This window comes from Pseudoalteromonas sp. J010 (assembly GCF_003934235.1).
Lineage (GTDB): Bacteria > Pseudomonadota > Gammaproteobacteria > Enterobacterales > Alteromonadaceae > Pseudoalteromonas > Pseudoalteromonas peptidolytica.
Window position 1 is genome coordinate 1 of the sequence record NZ_RDBW01000024.1, and the last position, 25,838, is coordinate 25,838.

Here is a 25,838-nt window from a genome sequence, read left to right on the forward strand (position 1 = left end):
GCTTTATGCTGACCGATCTAACCATTGCGTTAGATATGATGGGGGGCGATTACGGCCCCCGTTCATCTATCCCTGCAGCTATTGCTGCCGTTCTTAAGCACCCGAATTTAAACCTCATTTTATGCGGTAATCAACAGGTTATCGAATCTGCACTCGCTAAAGCTAGTATGCTTGACCACCCCAGGTTGACCATTAGGCACTGTAAAGAAGTCGTCACAAATAGCTGTGAACCTGCTTCGGCACTTCGAAATAAAAAACATTCCTCCATGAGAGTAGCATTAGATCTAGTTAAATCTGGTGAAGCACAAGCTTGTGTCAGTTCTGGCAATACTGGTGCATTGTTTTTTATGGCGCACTATGTTTTGAAAATGCTACCAGGTATAAAGCGTCCAGCACTTATCTCTGCAGTTCCTACTGAAAAAAAACACCCTGTCTACTTATTAGACTTGGGGGCAAATGTGCATTGCGATCCAGAGACCTTGTATCAATTTGGCATTATGGGATCAGTGGTTGCAGGTCAGGCACTCAATATTGCAGAACCAAAAGTATGCTTACTTAATATTGGCTCTGAGGAAATTAAAGGTCACGATGGTATTAAACAAGCTGCAAAATTAATGAAATCCTCTTCTGTTATTAACTATCAAGGCTATTGTGAAGGTAGTGATATGTTTTCAGGCAAAGCAGATGTCATCGTCTGTGAGGGCTTCGTGGGTAATGTCGCACTAAAAACATGTGAAGGCATAGCCAAACTTATTATGCACAAGTTTAGTAAAGCGTTAAAAAAGCACTTTTTTTATAAAGCGTTGGCATTTTTGCTCCGACCCGTTATAAAAAAATTGTACAAAAGGGTGAACCCCGACCAGTATAACGGTGCAAGTCTGGTAGGATTGCGCGGTATTGTTGTGAAAAGTCACGGAAATGCTACCAATAAGGCATTTTTGGCCGCAATTGAAGAAGCTGCACAAGAAGTTCAGCGTAAGATCCCCGAGAAGATTCAAGCGGTATTTGAACAAGTCGACACAGAAAAGCAACCGTCAGGTTCTCATTCTTAACGCTATGCAGTGACATGAGGACGTGGCGATAATAGAGAAGATAAGAGCACAGTATGTCACAAAAAATCGCATTATTTTTCCCCGGCCAAGGCTCGCAAAGCGTGGGTATGTTGTCCGAATTACTTACTTCTTCTGACACAGTTAAAGCAACCTTCGCTGAGGCCTCAGAAGCACTAGGCTATGATTTAGCTGAGTTGGTATTAAACGGCCCTGAGGAAGAATTAAATCAAACTCACCGCACTCAGCCTGCGTTATTAACGGCAAGCGTTGCTATTTTTAGAGCTTGGCAAGAGCAAGGGGTTGAAGCTGAGTTGACACTAGCTGGCCATAGTTTAGGTGAATACTCTGCGTTAGTGTGTGCAGAAGTTTTACCTCTTGCTGATGCCGTAAAATTAGTTGAAAAACGTGGCTTATACATGCAAGAAGCCGTACCTACGGGAACTGGTTCAATGGCTGCAATTATCGGTTTAGAAGACGACGTTATTGCTAAAGTTTGTGCAGATAGCGCACAGGGCAACGTTGTATCACCTGTTAATTTTAACTGCCCTGGTCAAGTGGTTATTGCAGGTCACACTGAAGCAGTTAATCGTGCATCCGAAGCATGTAAAGAAGCTGGAGCCAAACGAGCGTTACCGCTTGCAGTCAGCGTACCATCTCATTGTGCTTTAATGAAACCGGCCGCTGATAAATTAGCAAAAGACTTAGCGTCGCTAACATTCTCTGAACCTAAATTTGCTGTGATCAACAACGTCGATGTTACAGTCGAAAAAGATGCAGCAGCGATAAAAGAGGCGCTGATCCGCCAGCTTTATAGTCCAGTGAGATGGACCGAGACGGTTCAAAAAGTTGCTAAAGAGGGTATTACTACGGCATTTGAGTTTGGCCCAGGCAAAGTGATCACAGGCTTAGTGAAGCGTATAGATCGTTCAGTATCGTGCGCATCGGTAAATGATTTGGCCTCAATTGAAGCCACAAAATAAGAACGAGAACATTATGAGTAATTTATTTTCTTTAGAAGGTAAGGTAGTACTGGTTACAGGCGCAAGCCGAGGTATTGGTAAAGCAATCGCTAATGCTTTGATTGCCCAAGGCGCAAAAGTTGCAGGTACCGCAACTAGCGAGTCTGGTGCCGAGCGCATCTCTGAATACTTAGGTGATAACGGTAAAGGTTATGCGCTGAACGTCACAGATGCCGACTCAATCGCAGCAACTTTATCAGCAATTAAAGAAGATTTGGGCGATATAGATGTATTAGTTAATAATGCAGGTATTACTCGCGATAACTTATTGATGCGAATGAAGGATCAAGAGTGGGATGATATTATCGACACTAACTTGTCATCCATTTTCCGCTTATCAAAAGCAGTGCTTCGCCCAATGATGAAAAAGAAAAACGGCCGAATCATTAACATCGGATCAGTTGTGGGTACGATGGGGAATGCAGGTCAAGCCAACTATGCTGCAGCAAAAGCCGGCGTAATTGGTTTTACAAAATCATTGGCGCGCGAGGTTGCATCTCGCGGTATTACAGTAAATACTGTAGCGCCTGGTTTTATTCAAACAGACATGACAGATGAGCTAACCGATGAGCAAAAGGCAGCGACCCTGGCGAATGTTCCAGCGGGTCGTTTAGGACAGCCAGAAGAAATTGCCGCAGCTGTCGTTTATTTGGCATCGGATGCAGCAGCTTATGTCTCAGGAGAAACTTTGCACGTCAATGGTGCAATGTACATGGTTTAACGAGCTAAGATCACAAATTAATTGAATTTTTTGTGATCTTGTCGACAACTTACTTGAAATCGTCGTGAAAATAGGCGATAAAAAGATTTAAAGCTTTGTAACAGGTTTGACCAGAAAAAAAAGTACGGGTCAATCCTTGAATCCCAGAATGATGCGTCGTAAACTGCGCCGCAATCTGAAAATTAACGCAGTAGCGTTTAAATAAAGGAAAGAAGAATGAGCGACATCCAAGAACGCGTAAAGAAAATTATTGTAGAACAACTAGGTGTTAAAGAAGAAGAAGTAAAATCTGAAGCGTCTTTCGTTGACGATTTAGGTGCTGACTCTCTAGACACAGTTGAGCTTGTAATGGCGCTAGAAGAAGAGTTTGATACTGAGATCCCTGATGAAGAAGCAGAGAAAATTACTACTGTTCAAGCAGCGATCGACTACGTTACCGCTCACGCTGAGTAACTAGCTTTTCTATTAGGGCAGCACTCGCTGCCCTAACTCTTTCTAGACCCCCCTTTACTATAATAATCCCTTTTTGGAGGACACCGTGGCTAAACGTCGAGTCGTAGTAACTGGCTTAGGTATGTTGACGCCGCTGGGTAATGACGTTACATCTACCTGGCAGGGCTTATTAGAAGGCCGTAGTGGCATTCGCAATATCACGCATTTTGACACAGAAGGTTTCGGAACTAAGTTTGCAGGTTTAGTGAACGACTTTGATGTGACTGAGTACATTTCCCCTAAAGATGCTAAAAAAATGGATGTCTTTATCCAGTATGGCATCGCTGCTGGCGTTCAAGCATTAAAAGATTCAGGGCTTGAAGTGAACGATGAAAATGCAGCCAGAGTGGGTGTGGCAATTGGTTCGGGGATCGGCGGGCTAACGTTGATCGAAGAAAACCATGTGAAGCTATTAAATAGTGGCCCACGCAAGCTGTCTCCATTTTATGTGCCTTCAACTATCATCAATATGATTTCCGGTCATTTGTCTATCATGCACGGACTGAGAGGCCCGAATATTTCCATTGTGACAGCTTGTACTACGGGTCTTCACAATATTGGCCATGCAGCACGTATGATTGCATATGGTGATGCTGATGCGATGGTTGCAGGTGGAGCTGAAAAAGCATCAACACCAATTGGAATGGGTGGTTTTAGTGCTGCACGGGCATTGTCTACACGCAATGACGATCCTCAAGGAGCATCTCGTCCTTGGGATAAAGATCGTGATGGATTTGTGCTTGCCGATGGTGCTGGTGTGATTGTACTTGAAGAGTATGAGCACGCCAAAGCACGTGGAGCTAAAATTTATGCTGAGTTAGTTGGCTTTGGCATGAGTGGAGACGCTTATCATATGACGTCGCCACCTGAAGATGGTGCCGGAGCCGCGCAAGCTATGGTCAATGCACTGAATGATGCAGGGGTAAACCCATCACAGGTTGGCTATATCAATGCACATGGTACATCTACTCCAGCAGGCGACATTGCAGAAACACATGCGGTGAAATCCGTGTTTGGGTCGGCTGCCAAAGATGTTATGGTTAGCTCATCTAAATCGATGATGGGTCATTTGTTAGGAGCTGCAGGCTCTGTAGAGTCGATTATTTCGATCCTAGCGCTGCAAGATCAGAAGGTAACACCAACCATTAATTTAGATAATCCGGAAGACGGGTGTGATCTAGATTATGTACCTCACACCGCTCGTGACGCAAAGTTAGAGTATACATTGTGTAACTCATTTGGTTTTGGTGGTACAAATGGTTCATTGCTTTTTAAAAAGGTATAGATGAACCTTAGTAACTGAATACAAAAAAGGTTATGATAAAAATGCTCGGCGTTGCCGAGCTTTTTTATGTTTGCGTATTTGGTTTTGTGAAAGGGTACGAAAATTGGAAAATCAGCAGCTTTTTTCTAATAGTGACAGAGGGTTAGCTTATGGTGATGGTTTTTTCACCACAGCTTTAGTCTGCAATGGTCGTATTGAGCTGTGGCCACTTCATGTAAAGAGGTTAGTGCAATGTCAGCAGCGTTTAGGTTTTCCTGAGCTGAACCTCGAAGCACTTGAGCGCTTGGTTTATGAGCGAATAAAAGGTGAAACAAAGGCCGTATTAAAAATTCTCATTACACGAGGATGTGGTGGCCGAGGCTATCAAGCTCCACAATCACCCACGCCCAGTTTTAGCATCCAAGTGCTACCATTTCCAGAGAATTACAGCAAATGGCAGCAACATGGTATCGAGACCGTGCTAAGCCGAGTTCAGTTGGGGATTCAACCTTTATTAGCAGGCCTCAAAACATTAAATCGATTAGAGCAAGTGTTGATTAAGCAAGATGCGCAAACGCTGGAATGTGATGATGTCATCGTTACTGACATCAATGGCAGCGTTATCGAATCGTCTGCGGCAAATATTATCGTAATTAAAAACAACCGAGTGTACACGCCAAATCTCGCAAATTCAGGTATTAAAGGTGTATTTCTGACATCTCTTGAAAGCCAAGTTGATATTACTGTAGCTGATATAGACCTTGAGTTCTTGCAATTAGCAGATGGTATATTTATCTGTAACAGCTTAATTGAGCTTGTGCCGATAATAAGGTTTGAGCAGCAGTGTTTTGACATAGAGTATTTGTTGACGCTAAAAAAACAGATCTTAGGGATGAGTTCTTAATGAAAAAGTGGTTGTGTATTCTAATATTTGCGATTTTAATGGGGTCGTGGTGGTTCTTAGAAAAAGTAAATCAAGTCAAATTTGAACCGCTCAACATTTCGGATAAGTTTGTAGAGATAAAGCCGGGACAAACCTTTACCCAGTTATGCCGCCAATGGCAGAAAAATGGTGCGTTGTCTCATTGTTTACCTTACCAGCTGTATAGCAAATTGACACCAAAGCTGTTTGGGTTACAGTCGGGAGTGTATGCGCTAAAAGGGTTAACGGTACTTGAGGCTGTGGCTAAAGTGAGTCGCGGTGAACAACATCGTTTCAGCTTTACTATTATTGAAGGCACGCCAATCTGGGAAGTTGAGAAAAAGCTTAGTGATGCGCCTTACTTAAATCAAGACATCGATAATTTGAGCAGCCAACTAATGTTGGACTATGACTCCGTTGAGGGATGGCTCTACCCCGACACATATTACTATCATGGTTTTGATTCTGCTTTGGGGTTACTAAAACGAGCGCGTGATAAAATGCAAGCTGTACTACAACATGAATGGCAAAATAGAGCGAGTGACTTACCATTAAAAACGCCTTACGAAGCGTTGATCTTAGCCTCAATTATTGAAAAAGAAACTGGTTTGCACGAAGAGAGAAAGAAAGTTGCATCGGTATTTATCAATCGATTAAAAAAGGGTATGCGTCTACAGACCGATCCCACCATTATTTACGGTATTGGTGAGGGGTTTGATGGCGATATTAAACGTAAGGATATTCGGCAAAAGACGCCCTACAACACCTACCGTATTGATGGCTTACCACCGACGCCAATCGCTATGCCATCGGAAGCTTCAATACATGCAGCATTACATCCTCAAAAGACGGACTACCTTTATTTTGTGGCTACGGGAAATGGCGGTCACTATTTCTCAAAAACACTAGCAGAGCACAACAAAGCGGTAAAAAACTATATCTTAAACAAGCAAAATAGCCGTTAATGAATCATGAGTTAGCATTTTTGTTGCTAACTCCTCCCCGTGATTCGCTAGAAACGTCTAGTTCATCAGTATAAAAAGAGAGAGAGTTATTAGGCGCGATTGAGTGTTTGAAGCCATGCAATCGCGTCTTTGTAATTTTCAAAGTTCTTAATAGTAAGCCCATGCTTTTCGGCAAACGCCTCGATGAGCCCACTTTTGGTATCAGTAGGGGAGATAACTCTAGCGAGTGCTATATTCTCAACAACTTGATTGAGTTTTTGAAGTACATTCAACACGCTCGGATAATCATAAGTGATATGTAATTGTGATACATCAATTACCAAACAGTTTAGTTTGTTGGACTTTAGTGCCAAACCCAAGTTTTTGTACATATTGATAATATTTACTTCAACACATTCACCATAGGCGGCTGCGTGGATTAGTTTCTCTTTATTATCAATTGTTGCCCTGTAAGAGAATTTTGCCATGCTGTATCACACCCTTTATCTATATAAATAAAAGGATAGTTCAATTCGCTTGTGATACCAGCATGGAATGTATGTGATCATAGTTAAATGACCTTGTCCGGCGATATTTTTAGATTATACCGATAAGTGGTCTATTTTGAGTCGAAAAATCTTGTCGATAACATCGCTACCGCGTCCTAGTAACGCCGAGATATCGGCCTCCATACAGACAAGGCAAAAATTGTGCTATTTATTTTTTCTAAATAAGAAATTTTTAACGAGTTAGCGTAACATTGATACTCGCTCAAACTGAGCGATTATCAAAAAGGCTAATTGGTATCATATCAATGATTGTGCTACTTCAGCGATTTTTTGTCGCAACCATATATGGCTGGCATCACGATGTAGTAGTGGACTCCAAATCATATCTAGCTCAAATGGTGGGATAGGAAAGGGCGGCTCCAAGACCGATAAAGTTGGATCATCACGATATATGTTGGCAGCTTTTGAAGGCAAAGTAGCAACTAAGTTTTGTTCTTTAGCAAGATGTATCGCGACGTGATAATTACGAGTAAAGGTTGCAATGTTTCGGTGCTTGCCAAAATGGGCAAGAGCTTCATCAACCCACCCAAGCTTTTGTACGTCAGCAGGATCCATCCCAACACCAACGCCAAACCCAGTTTTACTTACCCAAATATGACGTGACTTAAGATACGCATCCAAAGTAAAGTTAGCAATAATTGGATTATCGGATTTTACAAGGCAGCAAAAGCTATCTTTCCAAATTCGTTTATGATGAAACGACTGTGGGAGGTTTTCAAAGCGATTAATTGCCATATCAACTTTCCCATTTTCAACGTCATGGAAGGTAACGTCACTGGGTGTGAGGATGTCGAGTGTAGTGTCTGGCGCCTCTTCATGAAGCTTATTGAGTAGTTTAGGGGCAAGCGTACTTGCAGCATAGTCGCTCGCCATAATGCGAAATACGCGATTGCTGCTAGCCGCTTCAAACTCCCTGTTAGGTGCTAGCGTTTCTTCCAACGTCATTAAGATACCACGGATAACAGGCTGTAGCTCTAAAGCGCGCTCAGTTGGAACCATTCCTTCACTGGTGCGAACTAAAATTGGGTCATTAAAAAGGTTTCTGAGGCGTTTTAAACCATTACTCATAGCTGGCTGTGTAATGCTAAGTTGGTTTGCTGCACGCGTCACATTACATTCTCGAAGTAGTGTATCGAGATAAACCAGCAAGTTAAGATCAATTTTACTAATGTTCACTCAGGGATTCCTTTATGTTATTTTTCTTTTTTGGCCATTTGTAGGAAGCGATTTTTTTGTGGGTAAGGGTAAATATGCTTTACGGCTTTTTCACGTATATCACGTTGCGCTTGTTGCCAAAATACGACCTCAGCCAAATCAGGGTGATGGTTCAGAAACATTTCTCTTAGTTTAGGATTTGTCAGAACAAATGTACACAGTTGTTCTGGAAAGACATCCTGAGGGGCGCTAGAAATATCACCATAGTCGTACATGGTTTCAATGCCCTGTTTGGGTAATGCTCGAAAATTCATCTCGGTTAAATACTGTACTTCATCATAATCATAAAAAATTACCCTGTGATGTTTACTGACGCCGAAGTTTTTTAACAGCATATCGCCAGGAAAGATATTAACGGCCAGCATTTCTTTGAGTGCATTACCGTAATCTTTAATGACTTGCTCACAGGTTGAATCATCAGCTTGCTGCACAAACAGGTTGAGTGGTGTAATGCGACGCTCGATATATAGGTGCGTGATGACTAAGTTTTCACCTTCGACTCTGATGCTATTAGAGATTGATGTTAACAGCAATTGGTAGAGCTGTGGTGAAAATCGTGCAATTGGTATTACAACGTCAGAATACTCGATGGTATCAGCCATCCGACCCACTCTATCATGACGTTTTACCAACTGGTAACGCTGCAGTACAGTATCTTTGGTAAAGGGCTTACTTTCAGGAAACTTATCTCTGATCACCTTAAATACGTAAGGGAAGCTGGGGAGTGTGAAAACCATCATCACCATACCAGGTGTACCCGCTGCTACTTCAAATAACTCTTCAGAATTGTCTAGGTGTTGTAAAAACTCTCGGTAAAATTCGGTTTTACCTTGCTTGTGAAAGCCAATTGCGTTGTAAAGTTCAGCCTTTGTTTTATTTGGCATTAGCTGATTTAAGAATTTAACCAGTGCAGAGGGGGCATGTGTTTCTACTAGAAAATAAGCGCGTGCGAAGCCAAAAATAACTCGCATCTGTGAACTGTTTGTTAGTAAAGCATCTATCAATAGTTTGCCATTTTCAGTATGTAAAATGGAGATGATAAACGGCTGTACTCCAGATTTAGAGACTACTCTCCCTACGATATAAGCTCCTTTATTACGATAAAAAGGCGCATTTAGGATGTCAAAGCGCATCAGGTGTGCTTGATGATGGGTATTAGGCGCTYGTTTCAAAAATGCTTTTACGAGTAATCGAATGTCACGGTCTAAATCTTCAAATTCACAGTGAAAGTCTATTTGCTCAATCATTTTCTTTATCGTTGGTTTCAATCCATTCACAACAGGGAAATAACTACGATACTCGGCTTCAACGGGAAGGGAGGTTGCATTTGCGAGTTGGGTTTCGACGAAAATAAAATCACTGTTGTAATAGCGACGATGGAATAATCTACAAAAAACAGAGTTATAGAAGGTTTCAGCAAGTTCAGGCTGAGGATGAAAAGTTAAGCGTTCGAGATAGGCTTGTTTTACTTGGTACCACAGTGTTTCGTTGAGCTGAGTTGAGCGATAAAGCTGCATGAGTTTGTGTGCGGTTTCATCGACTTTACTGTCGTATTGACTGATCCTTGCTTTACTAATTCTCTCTATTTCCCCCCAGTTTTGCTTAGCAAACGCAAAAGGCGCCAATTTAGTGATTTTTACGAAAGCTTGATAGTGATTTTGAAAGCCGGACAAAATCTGCTCAGCCAATTGCTGTGCTTGCATATACATCCCTCATAAATACGCATTGTGAGATAGCTTCACTTTACAAGGGAATGTATAAAAAGTCATCTGGTAATACCAGTTGTGGCCAAAGTTAATTTAACGAGCTTACAACATTATTTAGTCTTCGTAGCTCTTTAATCGCTTTTCTAATTTTGAAATTTCTTTCTCTAGGTTTTTTAATGCCTTGGCATGTGACTTATTAATGGCTTTGATTTTCTTGGTGACTTGCCGGACTCGCTCTTTACGTCTATCTTCACTCATCAATTTTGTTAGTTTTTCTTGCTCCTCTCTAACAGCTGTGTCTCGTTTTCTATTTAAAATTGCTCTTTCGTGGTTTTTTGCTCGAAGAGCATGTTTTGTTCTTTTCATGATTTGTGCGCGTTCAATATTATTAAGCGCTTTATAATGTTGCTCAGAGGGCACAGTGGCTTTGGGATCAGTTGTTGTGATGGTATGTTGTGTAGCGTCAACTGAGCAGGGAAACTGGCTGAAAACAGCGCCTTTGCTAGTTGTACATTTGAAGTATTTTACGGTTTCTGCGCGTCCGAATAAGGGCAGTAATAGTAATATAACCTTGATAAGCGATTTCATATGGCATCCCTGCGGTTTAAAAGATAATTTAACCATAGATGACGACAGCATTACTTCAAGATCATTGCGCTTCTGGTGTCGTGAATTTTTTTAATGTCTTGATACTTTGGATTAAAAAAGGGATATCTAAGTTGCCATTTAATACAAAGCCTTCTTTTGCTGACATTTGTTTAAAGTTACCATCTTGATCCACTAATGTAATTTTATCTTTTTTGAAGGCTACGAGCACACCTTGAGTAAAGTTAACGCCCTCTGCATGACTGCGCGTTTTAACATTAGAGCCAAGCATTCCTTGTTGTGCCAAAGGAGCACAGCCAAATACTGAGCTTATAGCGGTGTAGGTAATATCATGAGGCTGCATAAGCCCACCTGCTTTCGCGTACAAGTTAATGTTCGTAAACGCAGAACTAGTTAGAATGGTTGAGCGATGCGTGCTCAAGTCGAGTGCGATAAACGGTTTACTTAAATCAATAGATGTCTTGCTGTTAGCTTCAACTATGGCGAGCTTAGCTTCCGCTTTTGTTGGGATGAACGTAAACTCATCACTAGATTTTACACTCAATAAGTTGTTATTTAACGACCAAATAGGAACTTGTTGTTGTATTAAAATGGACTCTTTGTAGTAGCTTGGAAGTCCATAAATAAGACTAAATAAGGCGTCGCTGGAGTTTCCGGCTCTAAGCACTGAGTCTAATTCAAAGATGCTATGATTATCGCTTTGTAGCGCATTTGATGCTATCTGCTGATATGACTGAGCGTCATTATACGCATAGATAGTCATTGTGTGTTGAGCGTTAGGTTGACACTCAGCAGAGATGACTGGAGCGCTATATTTGGAATGTGCGCTGCCAACATTTAAAGCGTGAGCTTCTTCATACCTTTCTATATCCAACAGGTCATGCCTTGCAAGTAAGCTTTTTGCTGTTGTCGGGTAAGATAGCGGCAGCACGTTATCTTGCTTCGTTATATCAAAAAATGCGTTGGCATCAGCCCAAATGTGAAGGCTATGGCTCAGTGCAAAGCAAGTTACAATTGTACCGGTTGCGTAACGTGGGAAGGTATATGATTTTAACTCAGCCAAATGTCGCCAGGCATAATTACCTGCCAGTAACTCAAAGGTAAGTATCAAGGCCAAAATTAAAAATGCAATAATGAGGCTGAATGTTGAAGAGCCAACGAGTGTTTCCCATAAGAGCACAAATATGTCCGGTAATGACGAGGGGTTGATATGATACCCCAGCTGCAAGTATACGAATGCGTCAATGGTTAACACGACAATGCCTAACGTGGCAATAAATGCGGCCATCCCCCTTATGTGTCGTGGATAAGGAAAAACTAGGCTCAGCGGGAAAATGGTTAATACAAACGCACAAAAGGTGATAAAGCTGGTGTGGCTTATCCACGTGATCAGCATATAAAACCAGCCGACAAACGTACTTGGTGCTTTGTCAGCGAATAAATAAACTGAGCTTATCAGCAAAACCAAGCCAATATTTGCAAAGGTAAACCAATGTCCCCAGCTTAATAATTGACTTGCTTTCGATGAAAAAGGGCTGTGCGGTGTAAGGTTCATTCCGTTACTTTACTGATTGAGTAAGCGCTTTAGCAAAATTTTCAGCAACAGATTGTCTCTTATTCTCTGGAACATGCTCTTTTATAATGTGCGTGATAGAATTACCTAAACACATCAAGCTAAGATCAACTGGTGCGTTTTGCGAGCTTAATACATTAATTAATTGGTCAACAATTTCTTCTACTTGTTTATTGGAATACTTTGATTGGATAGGCATCAGTTGGTTCAATTTATAAAAGCAATAATTTTTACATTTTAACATTAGAGGCGTGAAAAACAAAGATGAGCGTTGAGGTAAAAAAACTAGTTGTTCACTATGTAGACAAACAGGACGAAGATACCGAAATACATCTCCGTGAAGATGAAATGCAAATCAATGATAAAGTAAATGTTTTCATTGAACAATTACATCATGCATACAACGGCAAACCGGGTAAAGGTTTTTGTGCTTTTAGTGGTGAAAAAAATAGTGTCGTTGCGTCTGCTATGCAAAGCTACAGAAATAACGAGCTTAATTTTTGGCACTTAACTCAAGAAGCCACCAATGTTCTCAAAGAAGAGCTTAATAAATATGCTTTTCACGAARCAGGATATTTAGTGTTTTGTCATTATCAGTATGTTGCCAGCAATTTTATTATGATTGCACTAATAAATATCAAAGAGCACTACACAATCACCTCTGATCTAGATTTATCAGCAGCAAAGCATTTAGATATTTCGCGTATGCAGTTGGCTGCAAGAGTTGATTTAGATGCTTGGGATACCGCAGCGGAAGAAAATCGTTATATCTCGTTTATAAAGGGTAGAGCAGGTCGTAAGGTAGCGGATTTTTTCCTTGATTTTCTTGGTTGTGAAGAGGGGATCGATCCTAAGCAACAATCCCAAACTATGCTGCACGCTGTAGAGGATTACTTATCAGCGCAACAATACGAAAAGTCCGAAAAGGATGATATTCGCAAGGAAGTCTTTGATTATTGTAACGACTGTGTCACGACGGGTGAGGATGCTGATGTCAACACTTTGTCACAAACTTTGTCTAAGTCGGCAGACGTCAAGTTTGAAGACTTTTATAAAGAACAAGGCTATGAGTTGGAAGAGAGTTTCCCTGTAGATAAAAAGACAGTAACGAGCATGGTCAAGTTTTCAGGGCTTGGTGGTGGAGTGAGTGTAGGTTTTGAGCGTAAACATTTGGGCGAGCGCGTTATCTATGATGCTGCGAGCGATACACTAACGATCAAAGGTGTACCACCAAACTTAAAAGATCAAATTGAGCGATATTACAACGATGAGTCTTAAGTTTTAGAAAGGGCGGCGAAAGCTGCCTTTTTTGYTCCTTTTTTATCCCTTTTTTTGCAAAAAGAACTATCAATTTGCTGCTTTTGCTAGCATTTTTTTAATTTTAACTATACTTGCATTGTAGTACTTGTAGAACAAGCAATTGGGATGAATCACAATGAAGACAAAATTAGCTTTAGGCTGTACCCTTTGCCTTGCCTGCTTTGCAGGTCATGCGGAGGTAAACTTTTCTGGATTTGCAAGTATCAATGCGGGCAAAGTGCTCAGTGGCAGCGGTGTTCCACAATTCGGAATAAACGATCCAATCTTTCTCGCAGATTACCCTATCGTCAGTGTGTATGATGAGGATGTTTCGTTTGAACCTGAGACACTGATGGGGCTGCAATTTAGTACAGATCTCACGGAAGGCTTGAGTGTGACAGGACAAATTGTTGCTCGAGGAGCTGATGACTTTGATGCTAAGTTTGAATGGGCATATTTGTCATACGAGATAAATGACAATTGGACTTTCCAAGCTGGTAAGAAGCGCTTACCACTTTTTTACTACTCAGACTTCTATGATGTTGGCTATGCGTATGTGTGGATGCGTGCACCTGCCGACAACTACACATGGCAAATATTCAACTATAACGGTGTGAATATGCTTTATAATGGCAGCATTGGTGATTGGTCATTGAGTGGCAACATCTACGCTGGTAAAGAAGATGACGATGACAACAAACTGCTTAGTGAGTTTTTCTTTCAAGAGCCCACCAGAGAAATCTGGAAAGATATTTTGGGGGGAGTGATCCAAACCAGTAATGACTGGCTTGAGGTTCGTCTTACGCATATGCGCTATACCAATAAACGCTATCGCGCTGGAGAGCCGGTACTGTGGAATGGCAGTGATGAGCGTGATGGTAAGTTCTACGGGTTAGCGGTTAACGCAGATTGGGGCAATTTTTTCATCCTGTCAGAATTAAATAGACTCGACTTAGACGGTGATCTCGATACTAAGATGCTAACACTAGGTTATCGCTTCGATAGTGTCACTCCTTTTGTATCTTACGCTGATTTTGAAGGAGAAGGGGATGATGCAGAAAGTCACGAGACTACTTCTGTTGGGATCCGCTGGGATTTCCATTCTGCTGCAGCATTTAAAATTCAATATGACGAAGTTGAAGACAACTCCGTTGGGCTTGCAGTCGCTGGTGATAGTAAAGCCATCACCATCGGTATCGATATGGTATTTTAAGGAGAGCGTCATGAAAAAACTATTTTTACTTACGCTACTTTGTAGTTCATATAGCACCTTAGCTGTTGACGTGATTGTTAACCCGGCGAATAACTCAGCCCTTGATGAGAATGAAATTAAACAAATCTTTATCGGCAAAGCGAAGTCTTTTTCAGATGGCTCTAAAGCACTGCCAATTACCCAAGTTGATGGCTCAAGTGTAACAGATGAATTTAATGAAAAAGTACTGAATAAATCTTCTAGTCAGTTAAAAGCCTATTGGTCGAAGCTTGTATTTACTGGTAAGGGGACACCTCCAAAAGAAGCCGCTGATGATGCTGAAGTGATTAAATTAGTTGCGAGCAACCCTAATTTAATTGGTTTTGTGTCATCGGGAGCGGCCGACGGCAGTGTTAAGGTTGTAAAATCATTCTAATATACTGTCTTAGATTTCATAATAGGGCTCCTGTTTGGAGCCCTATTGTTTATAGGTATCAGCTAGATTTTACTGTCAATAATTAGCATTGTGAGCTTCTTGCTGAGCATCTTCGCTGATTTTTCTTCAGCATTTGCTTTTGCCATATTCTCAAAACTGGAAGCAGCTTTGATCTGTGTAGAAACATGTGCTTTTTCTTTGTTGTTTTCCAATAGTATCAAGCTCGAATTAGCAAAAACATAGTAAGTGTTATTTCTCTTAACATCTTGAAAATCAATACTAAAGTCAATTTGAAAGTCTGCTACTTGACTGTCACCGACCACTGTTAGCCCTTGTTTAGTCAAACTTTCAGCAAGCTGGTTACGGATGTTTTCAAGCCCCYATAATTTGGATGAAATACTGAATGTAAGAGACTGAAGAAAATCGTTCAATATTTTATCTTTGTCTTTTACGGACTGTGGTGTAGCAATAGAACCACCTCCGAGTTGACGGTGATAATCGTTAGCTTTTCGGCGTTTGGCAATCAAGCGCTTAATTGCCATTGCGTCTTTTAATTTCTCTGAGTTAGTGAGCCCAGAAATGTTTGCCTTGACAATGTCTTCATCAAGTTGACGAATATCTAACTCCGTATGCATCCTTGACTCAACTTTGTTGAACGAGGCTAGGGCATAAGCAGTATTATTTTGCCTGGAATAAAACTCCTCTTCGATTTTTACGCCTTGTAACTTGATACTCGGTACTTGAGAGTACAGTACTTCATCAACTTGGTAAGAAAAATCCCCATTAGATTGGCTTTGTGTTACTTGTGTTATACCTTCAATCTCGACATTGAGCTGCTTTGCAATCGCAAGCCTTGCAGACTCTTGAGCTGCAAGCTGTGCCTCTGTGCGATTAGCAATATGGCTTGCTGAGCCAACGCCATAGACCAAATACTCAGAAGTTGGCTGCTGTGTTGTCCATATCGGTTGTGTTTGTTCTTTTGCAATCGCTTCTTTAGTTGACTGACAAGCAGACAAGCTTAAGGCGATACACAAAGGTAAAACGAAACGTTTAGAAGCCATACCCGCTTCTCTCTTGAAGTTTTTGAATTTTCTTCTGTCCATTCCACACCTCACGGTTTGTCGTCATGTCAATTAGTCGAAGATCGACTTGATAGAAGGTAACACGGCTACCACCTTGCTCATCAACAAATGAGTTAATAGTGCCAGATAACGCATAGTCAGCACCTTGCTCTTGTCCCATTTCGTTACGAGTTTCTAGGCTAGAGTTTAGCTCTTGGTCTCGGCGCTCTTCCCGGATCTCACCTCGTATGTCACGGTTAGCAACAAAGTCTGCTTGTCCACTTCGTAAAATTGCGCGTTTCAAATCATTTAAGAAAGTGTCGACAGCGATATGCTGATGTGACTTGTTACGAACGGATTGAATAATGATTGCAGGTCTGCTTCCCTCTTTGGCACGGTGCTCGCGCACCCATGGAAAGCCAAGCATATCACTAACCATCGCTTCAGCGACTAATTGTGAGTCTTTGCCATTCCACTTATCAGAAAGTGCAATTTCTTCATTTGTATCAATTCGGCTGACTTTTGTTGTCGAAGAGCAACCTGTCAACGCCGCAGATGAGACGATGAGCATTGGTACAACGAGTTTTACAGCAAATTTTGGCTTCATATCTTCAGTCCATGTTAGTTAATGAGGATAAATAGTTTGGTGTGGCAGCAGCCGTAATACCGGTAAATGTGCGCACATGACTAATTGTTTGAGTTTTTGAATTAATTTGAATATTTTGGTTGATAACTCTGCCACTGCGCAGTGTTGTTTGCAATGTCAACTCGCGAGTATGCTGGGGTAGCTTAACACGAGCCACTCTGATTTCAGCTGGTAGAGACTGCCATTGTCTAATATCAGCCGAAGCTGTCACTGCATTGGTTACTGATGCTGTTAATTGTGCCAATCCCGCAAGCAGTGTTGGCTGCGGTGATGCAAATTGATTAATCGCTTTGTTTGCTGTGACTGCTTTTAATATCTCTCGCGAGATTGCTGTATAGATTTCCATATTGGCATTACTCAAGGCGTCATACAATGTGAGTAAGTTTACCGAATAAAAGGGGTGTAATTCTGTAATTTTTTGTCCGTTGGCAAAAAGGGTAACTTGTTCAATATTATTTTTGTGAGGTTGTAAATACGTGACGGAAATTCTACTGCCATATTTTAACGCATCAATAATTCCCTCATTTACTGCTTTTTGCCAGAGTGATTCGCCCAAAGGTAGTCTTTTTGTCACCGACCCGAGAATGACGTCTCCAAAGTCTCCGGTGGCATAATTCTGAATGAGGTCAAAGAGGCTAGTGTCAGAGAACATCAAATTAAACCAAGCAAATTGAGCTTGGCGCTCTTCACGAGTGCCTAGATAAATAGGCGTGATAACAATCGCTTGTGCACTTTCATCGGCACTCAAATACAGATTAAACTCTTTTCTTTGTGGGGAAACTCCCAGGCTTTGTACTAAGGTAAAATAATCAGCCTGTTGCTCTGCGACGACTCTAGTTAAGTCTTTTTGAGCTTGCTTTTGTGCATGTCCTCCTAATTGATATTGTTTACTAAAGCCGTTTTTGTATGCTTTTGCAGCTCGTTCGTATTGTATCCTTGCGCTGTCTAATTCCCCTTGTTGTTCGTATAATATCCCACTTAAATACTGGGCAAACGCATCATCTTTATACTCTAGATCTTCCTTTAAAAAAGGCTGACCAAAAATAGCTTTCAGTATTTTTTCCACATTACCAAGGCTCGTCTGGTTGCCACCATAACCTCCCGTGTTCCTTTTTAACTGCTCCAAATATAGATCTAGTTGTCGCATCTCTGTTAATGCTGAGTCATATAACGCCGTGCTGTTTGCTGCGGATTTGCTTGCCAAAGCGGCATAATTTAGAGCCATAATAGTGTGGATCATAGGACGGTGATATACTTTACCGGTATATTTTTTGTAGCTGGCTCCAGTAAATGCGGAAAATAACTCATCACTGATGCTGACAGTGTATGCGGCTTCAATGATACTTTTAGCATTTTCTAAAAACTGATTACTTTGCATATAATCTTGCTGTAGATGCGATAACATACCTGACTCTAAATAATAAAGTAATTCGTCTCGTGAAGAGCCTTTATAGGCGTTATCTATGTGCTTTTGGGCTGTGATAAAATCACCTTGTTCAGCATATTCAATTGCCAGCTTATTCGCACTTGGCGTGAGGTTACAGCCAGCAAGTATTAAAAAGCTGACTAAGAAGAGTAACTTGAAGAATAATTGAAAAATCGTGTTTTGGAATCGCATTCCTTGCATACTTCTACTTATAATGGCAGTGTTGTCTGAGTTCAATCATATAACAATAAATTAAATAGTAAAAAACTGAATTGAAAGTGCTAAATTGTTAAAAATCGTTTTTACAATTTATTACTGTTAAGCAGTTATTTTTTTGATACGTTTTACTCTGTAATCAGGGCAATTAAGGAACCCAATATGAAAGCAAAACAACTACTTTTATCAGTGGCCGTGATAGGGATCTTATCGGCTTGTAGTTCAAGTAAAGATGACGCAGCTTCCAGTCCACGAGTCAATATTCCAGAATGGGTTCTTAATCCGACCATTGAAGATGGTATTGCCGCAGCTGACTGTGTGAAATACTCTGGAAATATTTCAATTGATCAAAAAATGGCGGTTGCTAACGCGCGTCTGGCGCTGGCGCAGCAAATTGAAACCCGAGTAGAGGGATTAGACAAAACTTTTTCAAACCGCACAGACGCAAATGAAGACGTTACCGTCGGAGCAACTTTTAGCTCGGTTTCGAAGCAATTAACAAAGCAAACCTTAAATGGCTCTCGAATTGTAAAGGCAGATGTTATTGATATTTCCGGTAAAGATTACTTTTGTGCGCTTACTACACTATCACCTGAACTGACTAAAGCGCTTTTTAAAGATTTAATTAAAGAAAGCAAACGTAGTGTAGACCCGCAAGATGAAAAGTTTTTATATCAAGAGTTTAAAGCTTACAAAGCTGAGAAAGACCTTGAGAAGGAAATTGCTAGATTGACAAATTAAAGCGTGATTATCACGCTTTAATTTTTTAAGGAGGGTTGTTGTGCGTAAATCAGTGTGTTCGTTTTTAGTTGTCGCTTTGAGTGCGATCCCAAGTGCAGTAGCAAGTCAAGCTCAGTTATTTGAAGAGCTCTCAGAGAAAATGGCGCGTTGGCAAACGTCTACCCCCTCAGATCAAGAGCTGAGTGAGTTTGAACAATATAAGCGCCAACAGTTAACGGCATTTTCTGACTATGTTACCGAACATTTTGAGGAGTTCGACTCATTCCGCGATCAGGTGATCCAGCAATGGGGTGATATTACCGTTTCAGACCAAGCAACCTTTGTTTCTTACAGTGACGACTTATCATCAAGAATGGTGGTGGATTTTGCTGCCAATAAATTGGTCGTTAGTGTAAAGCACGCTGCGGATAAGAAGGTCACTGAGGAACAGTTACGCACGCTATATAAAGAGTTTATTGCAAACGATCGTGCTGTCATTGAAGTGTTTAATACCCAAAATGCACCTGATTTTACAAAAACCAAAACACAACAGCGCCAAATTGATAATGCTTCCAGAGCGCAAGCTTTAATTGCAGCTAAGAATCAAATAGATAGCCAATTTGAGCAACAACAACGTTATATTGAGCGACAAACAGATCAAGCTATTTTAGATGGTGAAAATGATAAAGTCGCCGAGAAGCAACGTCGAGAACAACAGGAAAAATTAGAGCAACTCAAGCAAAAACGCCTAAAAAAGCTAGTAAAAGCAGCAACTAAAACAGGCACAACTGAACAAAAACAGACGACCGTTGTTTCTGAGGTTGTGCTCCAATTGCCAAAGAAAGTTGATGCCAGAAGCAGGGCTCAGCGTTATTTGACTCAAGTGAATTCGCAAGCACAGCGCTTTGATATTGCACCGAGTATCATTTTGGCTGTAATGCACACTGAAAGTCACTTTAACCCCATGGCAAAATCACATATTCCAGCATTTGGGTTGATGCAGATAGTGCCTACCAGTGCGGGAGTGGATGTTAACCGTATGCTTTACAATCGTGATGAGCCGATGTCTGCACCATATTTGTATGTTACCGACAACAATATTGAAGCAGGTGCTGCTTATTTGAATATTTTGGACAAACGCTATCTTAGCAAAATACAAGATCCTTTAAGTCGAAAGTACTGTATGATTGCAGCGTACAACACCGGCGCAGGTAATGTGGCTAGAGTATTTAATGCTGATGGCTCGCGCTCTATTACTAAAGCGTCCAAAATCATCAACTCACTGTCACCCGCAAATGTACTTAGTGCTTTGGACAAGGGCTTACCTTATGATGAGACAAAGCACTATCTAGACAAAGTGTTAGCCAGAGAAAAGTTATATTTACCCGAAATAGCGATGGTGACAGCGGGGAATTTATAAGTTGAGAGAGCGTAATGCTTCGTCGATACTGTCGTGGCGAAAACGGTAACCCGTGTCTAATAGTTTTTGTGGTACAACACGCTGACCAAAAAGCAATAAGTCAGACATCTCGCCGTAAACCAGTTTAAGTACGATAGGGGGAACTGTAAAAATACATGGACGGGACAAGGTTTTTGCAAGTTCCTGTGATAACAGCTTATTTGATACTGGATTGGGTGCTGTGGCATTCACAATGCCCTCAATTTCATCGTGTTTGAGAATAAATAAAATAGCTTGTACCATATCATCAATGTGGATCCACGACATGACCTGTTCTCCCTTGCCAATTGGACCGCCTAGCCCTAGTCTAAATGGCGGTAGCATTTTGACTAGTGCACCACCTGTTTTTGACAGTACAATACCAGTTCTTAAAATACATACTCGAGTTTGCTCAGACTTCGCTGCGAGCGCCGCAGCTTCCCAGTCGCGGCATAGCTGATGAGAGAATTCGTCGTAATGCGCTGTAAAGTCTTCTTTTATTGTTACATCACTCGGTTGGCGCCCATAAATTCCGACAGCACTGCCTGAAATAAGCAATGTCGGAGGGGTGGTCGCTGCACTTATTGCTGAGCTGATTGCTTGTGTGATGTTGATTCTGCTATCACGAATTTCTTGCTTCCTTTGTCTAGTCCAACGACCGTCAGCAATTGGTTCTCCTGCTAAGTTGATGACAGCATCAATATCATTAAAATCTACTTCATCTAGGCTGGTGATAAAGTGAGTACCAGGCGGTAACACTGAAGCGGCTTTCACTGGCGAGCGGGTTAGCGCAACTAGACTATGCTTATGGATTAAAAATTGACATAGCTTGCTACCAATTAACCCTGTAGCGCCAGTTATTAATATTTTCATTATATGGTCTCTTTTTTGTTATCTTACAAACCTACGTTTTAGCAAGGAGTTAGATCACTCATTTTCATTATAGGTGGTTTGCTTTAGAATAGGAAAAAAGCAAAAGGAGTGAGTGGTGTCTTCACTTACAGGAATCAATAAAACACTGATAGTTTTAGCGTCTCTTTTCATTGTATTAGCAGGTGTTAAGCTAGCTTCTGAAATCGTTGTGCCCTTTATATTGGCTGCTTTTATCGCAATTATCTGCAATCCAATGTTGAAATTTTTGGCGCGTTTTAAATTGCCCAAAGGTATTGCCATTCTTGTGATTATAGCCTTAGTTATGTTGATTGGTGCCAGTATTGGTGGCTTGGTCGGGCAATCAGTTAATGACTTTTCTGAGCAGCTCCCAGCTTATAAAGAAACACTCCAAGATAAGTTCGTTTGGCTAGTCACTACCGCTGCCAACTACAATATTTTGCTAGATAAGCAACAGCTAATTAGTATGTTAGATCCAAACCAGTTAATTGATGTTGCGACCAATATGCTTACTGGTTTTGGTGGTGTCATGGCAAATAGCTTCTTAATTCTACTCATCGTGGTTTTCATGCTTTTTGAAGCGCCATCAATCGGACACAAAGTACATCTGGCGTTAGATGATCCCGAAATGAAAATGCAACAAATTGACCGCTTCTTAGACTCAATCAACAGTTATTTGGCAATTAAGACTGCGGTATCGTTGGMTACAGGCGTAATTGCTGCGACGTTTCTTTGGGCACTTGATGTTGATTATTTTGTACTGTGGGGAGTAGTCGCATTTTTGTTGAATTATATCCCTAATATTGGGTCAATTATTGCTGCACTGCCGCCAGTTCTGCTAGCGTTAGTCACACAAGGGCCGCTGGTAAGCGGTATAGTCGCTATCGGCTATATCTGTATCAACACGCTGATGGGAAATATGATTGAGCCAAGGTTTATGGGTAGAGGTCTTGGCCTATCGACGCTGGTGGTATTTTTATCTTTGATCTTTTGGGGGTGGCTGCTTGGTACGGTTGGTATGTTACTTTCAGTACCTTTAACTATGGTTGTAAAAATTGCCTTGGAAACCAGCGAGGAAGGAAAATGGTTGGCAATCCTGTTAAGCGCAGAACAACCAGAAGAGTGATACCAACATCTATTGGATCTGGATAGCTTTTATTTAGAGAATGAGATAAAAGCTATCCAAATTATCAACTAGTATGGCCTCATCACTAATATTAGCTAGCGTTGACATTATCTTTTAGTATTTTGCTACTTTGAAGCTCTGAAATATGTGCTTTTAGTAGTGTTATTTTACATTGCTTGTATGCCGTTGCCGAACGCGTTGCATTGGGCATATCAAGCAGATAACGCCAGCGACAGCTGTCTTCCATGTATTCCTCATGATTGCGTAAAGCGCGTTCCATGATAGGCAAAATTTGCGTGTTTCCCGTATCGGCTTGATACTTTTTTGTATCTAGCAACAGTTTGGTGATCCACGTTTGGCGATGGCGCTCTAGTAAATTGATATTGCTATCCAAACACATTAGAAACTTTTTTGCCTTCTCAGGGTGACTAGACTCGTGTTTGGAGCAATCTTTCAAGGTGATGTCTTCATTTGCAATTACTGATAGTGTAAAGCCAGCTATCAATATACCGCTAGTTATTTTTGTCATTGTTAAACTCTATTATGAACTTTGCGCCGCCATGCTTCGACGTGCCTATTTGCATCAGTCCTTGATAAGATTTAACTAAATCTGAAACGATAGCCATGCCTACGCCATGACCCGCCTCATAGGTATCTAATCTTGTACCTCGTGTCAGTAATTCTGAGCGGCGATGCTCGGGGATCCCTGGGCCATCGTCTTCAATTTCTATTAACAGTAGGCGCTTTTTTGGCGCACTAATATTTATATCGACCAAGTTGTCACATGCTTTACACGCATTATCAATAATATTCCCCAAGATCTCCATAAGGTCAGTTTTATCACCAAGAAAAGCTGCGTTTTCGTCGCATTGTGATGAAAATGAAATATGTTTGTCATGGTATACTTTTGACATCGCATTAAGTATTGAGTCTAGTACAGGTTTTACAGATGTCTGCTTTTTCCATGTGTCTGACGCACCAGTTGCTGCACGCTTCAATTGATGTTCGATCATCACATTTATTCTGTCGAGCTGCTCTTGAGCATCTGCATCCGTAGCTAATGGGCTTGACTTTATGACTGCCAATGGCGTTTTTAATGCGTGGGCTAGATCACTTAACGAGGCTCTATACCGTTCCTTTTGTCGCTTTTGGGATTCAAGTAATAAATTCAGATCTGATTTGATGGTGAGTAACTCAACTGGATAAGAGCCGGTTATTTTGTCTCTTTCACCGGCCTCAATTTCTTTGATTTCTTTGTCTAGCCTTTGTAAGGGGCGGGCATTCCAAACGAATCCAAATGCCATCAACCCCGCAATCACAATGCCCATAACCAACATCCAGTTTACTAGGGTGTTTCTAAACCCTGACATGAGCGCCATGAGTGCATCATTCTTTTTTAGTAAAACAAATCTTGCCTGTTGAGAGTGGTCAGCGTTACCTAAAATGACAGTTAAACTTAATTGCCAAAATAAAACACCACCATATTCCACTCGCTTAAATTCTGGAGCACCAGCTTGGTTATCTGAAAAGTTAGGTGATATTGACAAGTTAACCGCCGACTCAGAATACCAAACCAGAGATTGTCCCTGATAAACTAGAGCGTAAGTATCTGAGTTGAGGCGACTTAATTCTGGTGCAAGTATACTACGCGGCATTTCAAGTCCATCTGAAACAAACTCAACTTCAGATATCAGCGAGTATAAGTGCGCTTCCAGCGTTTTTTCTGTGGCGTCTACCAAAGACGCGTAATAGGCTCTGCCAACAGAGAAAAACAATGCTGGTAGGGCTATAATTAGCACAAAGACAAGGATAAAACCTTGCCTTATTTTAAGTGAAATCTGTGAACTGTTTACCACTGGTTTTTAAACCTATATCCACGTCCTCTTAAGGTTTCTACAGGATTAAGGGTGCCATCTGGGTCAAGTTTTTTGCGCAGTCGCAATACGAATACTTCGATAACATTAGAGTCCAAATCAAAGTCTTGATCATAAATATGCTCCGTGAGTTCAGACTTTGAGATAACCTTTTGCGGATTAACCATTAGGTATTCCAACACTTTATATTCATAGGCGGTCAGCGATAGTTCATTGTCATTTACCCAAACCTGCTGAGAGCGTGTATGAATTTTGATAGGACCAATACAAATTTCTGGATTTGCTTGACCTGCGCTACGCCTGATAAGTGCATTACAACGCGCAATCAATTCCTCTACATGAAACGGTTTAGTCAGGTAATCATCAGCACCTGCATCTAAGCCTTCAACTTTGTCTTGCCAGCGATCTCGGGCTGTTAAAATTAAAATTGGTATCTTAACTCCGTTAGCTCTGGCTCTTCGAATGATTTCAATACCATCAAGTTTAGGCAGGCCGAGATCAATGACGGCCATGTCTAGTGGGTATTCTTCGAGGTGAAACAAGCCAGATTCGCCATCGTGACATAAATCAACGCTGTATTTTTCTTTTTCTAATGCATTTCGCAGGTTTTCTGCTAGCTGAATATCGTCTTCAATTACTAAAATACGCATTCTTAGTCCTTATTTACTTCACCTGTCTTCTTGTTTACTTTTATATCAACAATTCGACCATCGGGTTGGAGGATTCTCACGACAAAGAACTGGCTTTCTTGCGAAATCTTAAGTGTTCGCCCCGCATATTTATCTAGCGCTAAAGACACAGCCTCTTTTTTCGTAATTGTTTTTTTATTCTTGTCATTGTGGTCATTTGCGTCTGCTACACTCGAACAGAACGCCAAAATTAACGCTAATAGAGTGAGTTGCAATCGCATATTAAGCTCCACAGTTTCATAGATACTAAGTTTATAAACTTCATAAATCTCAAACAAATTTAGTGTTTTTGTAATTAACCTTTGCTGAATTTAATGAACATGAGCAATTATGGCAGAACACGTTTGTAGGGCTTGACAATACTTTGAGTGTAAACACCCGCTTCAATATAAGGATCTTCGCTTGCCCAAAGCTTCGCATCTTCTAAGTTGTCAAATTGTGCGATGACTAAAGAGCCGGTAAAACCAGCTTCACCAGGGTCTTCCGAATCTATAGCTGGTAAAGGACCTGCGGCGAATAATCGCCCTTGTTGTTGTAATATCTCAAGGCGTGCAAGGTGAGCTGGACGTGCTGCAAGGCGGTTTTGTAATGAGCCTTCAGCATCAGTTGAATAAATCATGTAGAGCATAAGTATTAGTTCCCGATAAGTTTCTAGGTTATTATTGTTATTTTCGCGTATTTTGTCGGCTTTTGAGCGACGATTATCAATCTTATGATAAAACGTGGGTTGTGCAAAAGTAA

The 25,838-nt window shown here is 41.1% G+C and carries 28 protein-coding genes; 13 read left to right on the forward strand and 15 right to left on the reverse strand.

What is annotated here, in order from left to right:
* Positions 1–5 precede the first annotated feature (5 nt).
* The 7 genes from plsX to mltG all read left to right on the forward strand — a co-directional run bounded on the left by plsX (position 6) and on the right by mltG (position 6,435).
* The gene (gene plsX, locus EAG18_RS13730) at positions 6–1,052 is read left to right on the forward strand and encodes a phosphate acyltransferase PlsX (protein ID WP_125253010.1); all 1,047 of its coding nucleotides are present in this window, start codon (positions 6–8) and stop codon (positions 1,050–1,052) included.
* A 53-nt stretch (positions 1,053–1,105) separates the two neighbouring features.
* On the forward strand, positions 1,106–2,032 hold the full coding sequence (gene fabD, locus EAG18_RS13735) for an ACP S-malonyltransferase (protein ID WP_125252951.1): 927 nt from the start codon (positions 1,106–1,108) through the stop codon (positions 2,030–2,032).
* A gap of 13 nt (positions 2,033–2,045) precedes the next feature.
* Positions 2,046–2,792 (forward strand): 3-oxoacyl-ACP reductase FabG, encoded by a 747-nt coding sequence (fabG, locus tag EAG18_RS13740; protein ID WP_125252952.1) that lies wholly within the window; start codon positions 2,046–2,048, stop codon positions 2,790–2,792.
* A gap of 216 nt (positions 2,793–3,008) precedes the next feature.
* The gene (gene acpP, locus EAG18_RS13745) at positions 3,009–3,245 is read left to right on the forward strand and encodes an acyl carrier protein (RefSeq protein WP_010374019.1); all 237 of its coding nucleotides are present in this window, start codon (positions 3,009–3,011) and stop codon (positions 3,243–3,245) included.
* An 85-nt stretch (positions 3,246–3,330) separates the two neighbouring features.
* Entirely contained in the window at positions 3,331–4,569 is a 1,239-nt protein-coding gene (gene fabF, locus EAG18_RS13750) for a beta-ketoacyl-ACP synthase II (RefSeq protein ID WP_125252953.1), read from the forward strand.
* A 103-nt stretch (positions 4,570–4,672) separates the two neighbouring features.
* Positions 4,673–5,452, forward strand: coding sequence for an aminodeoxychorismate lyase (gene pabC, locus EAG18_RS13755; protein WP_275557296.1), 780 nt, complete (start codon positions 4,673–4,675; stop codon positions 5,450–5,452).
* A complete protein-coding gene (gene mltG / locus EAG18_RS13760) occupies positions 5,452–6,435 on the forward strand; it encodes an endolytic transglycosylase MltG (protein ID WP_125252954.1) in 984 nt (327 codons plus the stop codon). The genes pabC and mltG overlap by 1 nt, the downstream gene beginning before the upstream one ends.
* Positions 6,436–6,524: 89 nt before the next feature.
* On the opposite strand, the gene EAG18_RS13765 is transcribed toward mltG, so the two are convergent.
* The 6 genes from EAG18_RS13765 to EAG18_RS13790 all read right to left on the reverse strand — a co-directional run bounded on the left by EAG18_RS13765 (position 6,525) and on the right by EAG18_RS13790 (position 12,282).
* Positions 6,525–6,902 (reverse strand): hypothetical protein, encoded by a 378-nt coding sequence (locus EAG18_RS13765; protein WP_125252955.1) that lies wholly within the window; start codon positions 6,900–6,902, stop codon positions 6,525–6,527.
* Positions 6,903–7,220: 318 nt separating this feature from the next.
* Positions 7,221–8,159 carry a LysR family transcriptional regulator gene (locus tag EAG18_RS13770; RefSeq protein WP_125252956.1) on the reverse strand — a complete coding sequence of 313 codons (939 nt, stop codon included), beginning with the start codon at positions 8,157–8,159 and terminating at the stop codon, positions 7,221–7,223.
* Between the two features lie 17 nt (positions 8,160–8,176).
* Positions 8,177–9,901 carry a bifunctional isocitrate dehydrogenase kinase/phosphatase gene (gene aceK / locus EAG18_RS13775; protein ID WP_125252957.1) on the reverse strand — a complete coding sequence of 575 codons (1,725 nt, stop codon included), beginning with the start codon at positions 9,899–9,901 and terminating at the stop codon, positions 8,177–8,179.
* A 117-nt stretch (positions 9,902–10,018) separates the two neighbouring features.
* Entirely contained in the window at positions 10,019–10,528 is a 510-nt protein-coding gene (locus EAG18_RS13780; protein WP_275557297.1) for a DUF4124 domain-containing protein, read from the reverse strand.
* Between the two features lie 25 nt (positions 10,529–10,553).
* The gene (locus EAG18_RS13785; RefSeq protein ID WP_125252958.1) at positions 10,554–12,065 is read right to left on the reverse strand and encodes a DUF3413 domain-containing protein; all 1,512 of its coding nucleotides are present in this window, start codon (positions 12,063–12,065) and stop codon (positions 10,554–10,556) included.
* A gap of 4 nt (positions 12,066–12,069) precedes the next feature.
* Complete coding sequence (locus EAG18_RS13790) at positions 12,070–12,282, reverse strand: DUF1414 domain-containing protein (RefSeq protein WP_125252959.1); 213 nt, start codon at positions 12,280–12,282, stop codon at positions 12,070–12,072.
* Positions 12,283–12,347: 65 nt separating this feature from the next.
* Here EAG18_RS13790 and yejK point away from each other — a divergent pair, with 65 nt between their 5' ends.
* From yejK to EAG18_RS13805, 3 genes are all read left to right on the forward strand, one after another.
* On the forward strand, positions 12,348–13,361 hold the full coding sequence (gene yejK / locus EAG18_RS13795) for a nucleoid-associated protein YejK (RefSeq protein WP_125252960.1): 1,014 nt from the start codon (positions 12,348–12,350) through the stop codon (positions 13,359–13,361).
* Positions 13,362–13,518: 157 nt separating this feature from the next.
* Positions 13,519–14,595, forward strand: coding sequence for a porin (locus EAG18_RS13800; protein WP_125252961.1), 1,077 nt, complete (start codon positions 13,519–13,521; stop codon positions 14,593–14,595).
* Positions 14,596–14,605: 10 nt separating this feature from the next.
* Complete coding sequence (locus tag EAG18_RS13805; protein ID WP_125252962.1) at positions 14,606–15,010, forward strand: phosphate ABC transporter substrate-binding protein; 405 nt, start codon at positions 14,606–14,608, stop codon at positions 15,008–15,010.
* Positions 15,011–15,072: 62 nt separating this feature from the next.
* Here the strand turns inward: EAG18_RS13805 and EAG18_RS13810 are convergent, their stop codons facing one another.
* Genes EAG18_RS13810 through EAG18_RS13820 form a run of 3 tightly spaced genes read right to left on the reverse strand, consistent with a single transcriptional unit; the run spans position 15,073 to position 18,344 of the window.
* Positions 15,073–16,071 carry an LPP20 family lipoprotein gene (locus tag EAG18_RS13810; RefSeq protein WP_125252963.1) on the reverse strand — a complete coding sequence of 333 codons (999 nt, stop codon included), beginning with the start codon at positions 16,069–16,071 and terminating at the stop codon, positions 15,073–15,075.
* A complete protein-coding gene (locus tag EAG18_RS13815; protein ID WP_125252964.1) occupies positions 16,061–16,678 on the reverse strand; it encodes a penicillin-binding protein activator LpoB in 618 nt (205 codons plus the stop codon). The genes EAG18_RS13810 and EAG18_RS13815 overlap by 11 nt, the downstream gene beginning before the upstream one ends.
* Before the next feature lie 4 nt (positions 16,679–16,682).
* Positions 16,683–18,344, reverse strand: coding sequence for a hypothetical protein (locus EAG18_RS13820; RefSeq protein WP_125252965.1), 1,662 nt, complete (start codon positions 18,342–18,344; stop codon positions 16,683–16,685).
* A 177-nt stretch (positions 18,345–18,521) separates the two neighbouring features.
* Here EAG18_RS13820 and EAG18_RS13825 point away from each other — a divergent pair, with 177 nt between their 5' ends.
* Both EAG18_RS13825 and EAG18_RS13830 read left to right on the forward strand, forming a co-directional pair.
* Positions 18,522–19,100 (forward strand): LPP20 family lipoprotein, encoded by a 579-nt coding sequence (locus tag EAG18_RS13825; protein ID WP_125252966.1) that lies wholly within the window; start codon positions 18,522–18,524, stop codon positions 19,098–19,100.
* Between the two features lie 40 nt (positions 19,101–19,140).
* Positions 19,141–20,499 (forward strand): murein transglycosylase domain-containing protein, encoded by a 1,359-nt coding sequence (locus EAG18_RS13830; RefSeq protein ID WP_125252967.1) that lies wholly within the window; start codon positions 19,141–19,143, stop codon positions 20,497–20,499.
* Here the strand turns inward: EAG18_RS13830 and EAG18_RS13835 are convergent.
* On the reverse strand, positions 20,494–21,390 hold the full coding sequence (locus EAG18_RS13835) for a TIGR01777 family oxidoreductase (RefSeq protein ID WP_125252968.1): 897 nt from the start codon (positions 21,388–21,390) through the stop codon (positions 20,494–20,496). The genes EAG18_RS13830 and EAG18_RS13835 overlap by 6 nt on opposite strands.
* 115 nt (positions 21,391–21,505) lie before the next feature.
* Between EAG18_RS13835 and EAG18_RS13840 the strand changes: the two genes are divergently transcribed.
* Positions 21,506–22,534, forward strand: coding sequence for an AI-2E family transporter (locus EAG18_RS13840; protein ID WP_125252969.1), 1,029 nt, complete (start codon positions 21,506–21,508; stop codon positions 22,532–22,534).
* A 91-nt stretch (positions 22,535–22,625) separates the two neighbouring features.
* Here EAG18_RS13840 and EAG18_RS13845 read toward each other — a convergent pair whose 3' ends face one another.
* From EAG18_RS13845 to EAG18_RS13865, 5 genes are all read right to left on the reverse strand, one after another.
* Positions 22,626–23,063: a hypothetical protein gene (locus EAG18_RS13845; protein ID WP_125252970.1), complete on the reverse strand. Its 438-nt coding sequence runs from the start codon at positions 23,061–23,063 to the stop codon at positions 22,626–22,628.
* Positions 23,047–24,390 carry an ATP-binding protein gene (locus EAG18_RS13850; protein ID WP_125252971.1) on the reverse strand — a complete coding sequence of 448 codons (1,344 nt, stop codon included), beginning with the start codon at positions 24,388–24,390 and terminating at the stop codon, positions 23,047–23,049. The genes EAG18_RS13845 and EAG18_RS13850 overlap by 17 nt, the downstream gene beginning before the upstream one ends.
* Positions 24,384–25,058 (reverse strand): response regulator transcription factor, encoded by a 675-nt coding sequence (locus tag EAG18_RS13855; protein ID WP_010374057.1) that lies wholly within the window; start codon positions 25,056–25,058, stop codon positions 24,384–24,386. Before EAG18_RS13855 ends, EAG18_RS13850 begins: the two co-directional genes overlap by 7 nt.
* A 2-nt stretch (positions 25,059–25,060) precedes the next feature.
* On the reverse strand, positions 25,061–25,318 hold the full coding sequence (locus tag EAG18_RS13860; protein ID WP_125252972.1) for a PepSY domain-containing protein: 258 nt from the start codon (positions 25,316–25,318) through the stop codon (positions 25,061–25,063).
* A 107-nt stretch (positions 25,319–25,425) separates the two neighbouring features.
* Positions 25,426–25,725, reverse strand: a complete 300-nt coding sequence (locus tag EAG18_RS13865) for a YciI family protein (protein WP_125252973.1) — start codon at positions 25,723–25,725, stop codon at positions 25,426–25,428.
* Positions 25,726–25,838 lie beyond the last annotated feature (113 nt).

Bases quoted from the DNA above. Each gene is read 5' to 3' on its own strand.
- EAG18_RS13820 (WP_125252965.1), bottom strand. From the start codon at position 18,344: ATGCAAGGAATGCGATTCCAAAACACGATTTTTCAATTATTCTTCAAG.
- mltG (WP_125252954.1), top strand. From the start codon at position 5,452: ATGAAAAAGTGGTTGTGTATTCTAATATTTGCGATTTTAATGGGGTCG.
- acpP (WP_010374019.1), top strand. From the start codon at position 3,009: ATGAGCGACATCCAAGAACGCGTAAAGAAAATTATTGTAGAACAACTA.
- EAG18_RS13835 (WP_125252968.1), bottom strand. From the start codon at position 21,390: ATGAAAATATTAATAACTGGCGCTACAGGGTTAATTGGTAGCAAGCTA.
- EAG18_RS13765 (WP_125252955.1), bottom strand. From the start codon at position 6,902: ATGGCAAAATTCTCTTACAGGGCAACAATTGATAATAAAGAGAAACTA.
- EAG18_RS13845 (WP_125252970.1), bottom strand. From the start codon at position 23,063: ATGACAAAAATAACTAGCGGTATATTGATAGCTGGCTTTACACTATCA.
- EAG18_RS13800 (WP_125252961.1), top strand. From the start codon at position 13,519: ATGAAGACAAAATTAGCTTTAGGCTGTACCCTTTGCCTTGCCTGCTTT.
- EAG18_RS13815 (WP_125252964.1), bottom strand. From the start codon at position 16,678: ATGAAGCCAAAATTTGCTGTAAAACTCGTTGTACCAATGCTCATCGTC.
- EAG18_RS13785 (WP_125252958.1), bottom strand. From the start codon at position 12,065: ATGAACCTTACACCGCACAGCCCTTTTTCATCGAAAGCAAGTCAATTA.
- EAG18_RS13805 (WP_125252962.1), top strand. From the start codon at position 14,606: ATGAAAAAACTATTTTTACTTACGCTACTTTGTAGTTCATATAGCACC.
- fabD (WP_125252951.1), top strand. From the start codon at position 1,106: ATGTCACAAAAAATCGCATTATTTTTCCCCGGCCAAGGCTCGCAAAGC.
- plsX (WP_125253010.1), top strand. From the start codon at position 6: ATGCTGACCGATCTAACCATTGCGTTAGATATGATGGGGGGCGATTAC.
- EAG18_RS13860 (WP_125252972.1), bottom strand. From the start codon at position 25,318: ATGCGATTGCAACTCACTCTATTAGCGTTAATTTTGGCGTTCTGTTCG.
- fabG (WP_125252952.1), top strand. From the start codon at position 2,046: ATGAGTAATTTATTTTCTTTAGAAGGTAAGGTAGTACTGGTTACAGGC.
- EAG18_RS13865 (WP_125252973.1), bottom strand. From the start codon at position 25,725: ATGCTCTACATGATTTATTCAACTGATGCTGAAGGCTCATTACAAAAC.
- EAG18_RS13855 (WP_010374057.1), bottom strand. From the start codon at position 25,058: ATGCGTATTTTAGTAATTGAAGACGATATTCAGCTAGCAGAAAACCTG.
- EAG18_RS13825 (WP_125252966.1), top strand. From the start codon at position 18,522: ATGAAAGCAAAACAACTACTTTTATCAGTGGCCGTGATAGGGATCTTA.
- EAG18_RS13790 (WP_125252959.1), bottom strand. From the start codon at position 12,282: ATGCCTATCCAATCAAAGTATTCCAATAAACAAGTAGAAGAAATTGTT.
- EAG18_RS13780 (WP_275557297.1), bottom strand. From the start codon at position 10,528: ATGGTTAAATTATCTTTTAAACCGCAGGGATGCCATATGAAATCGCTT.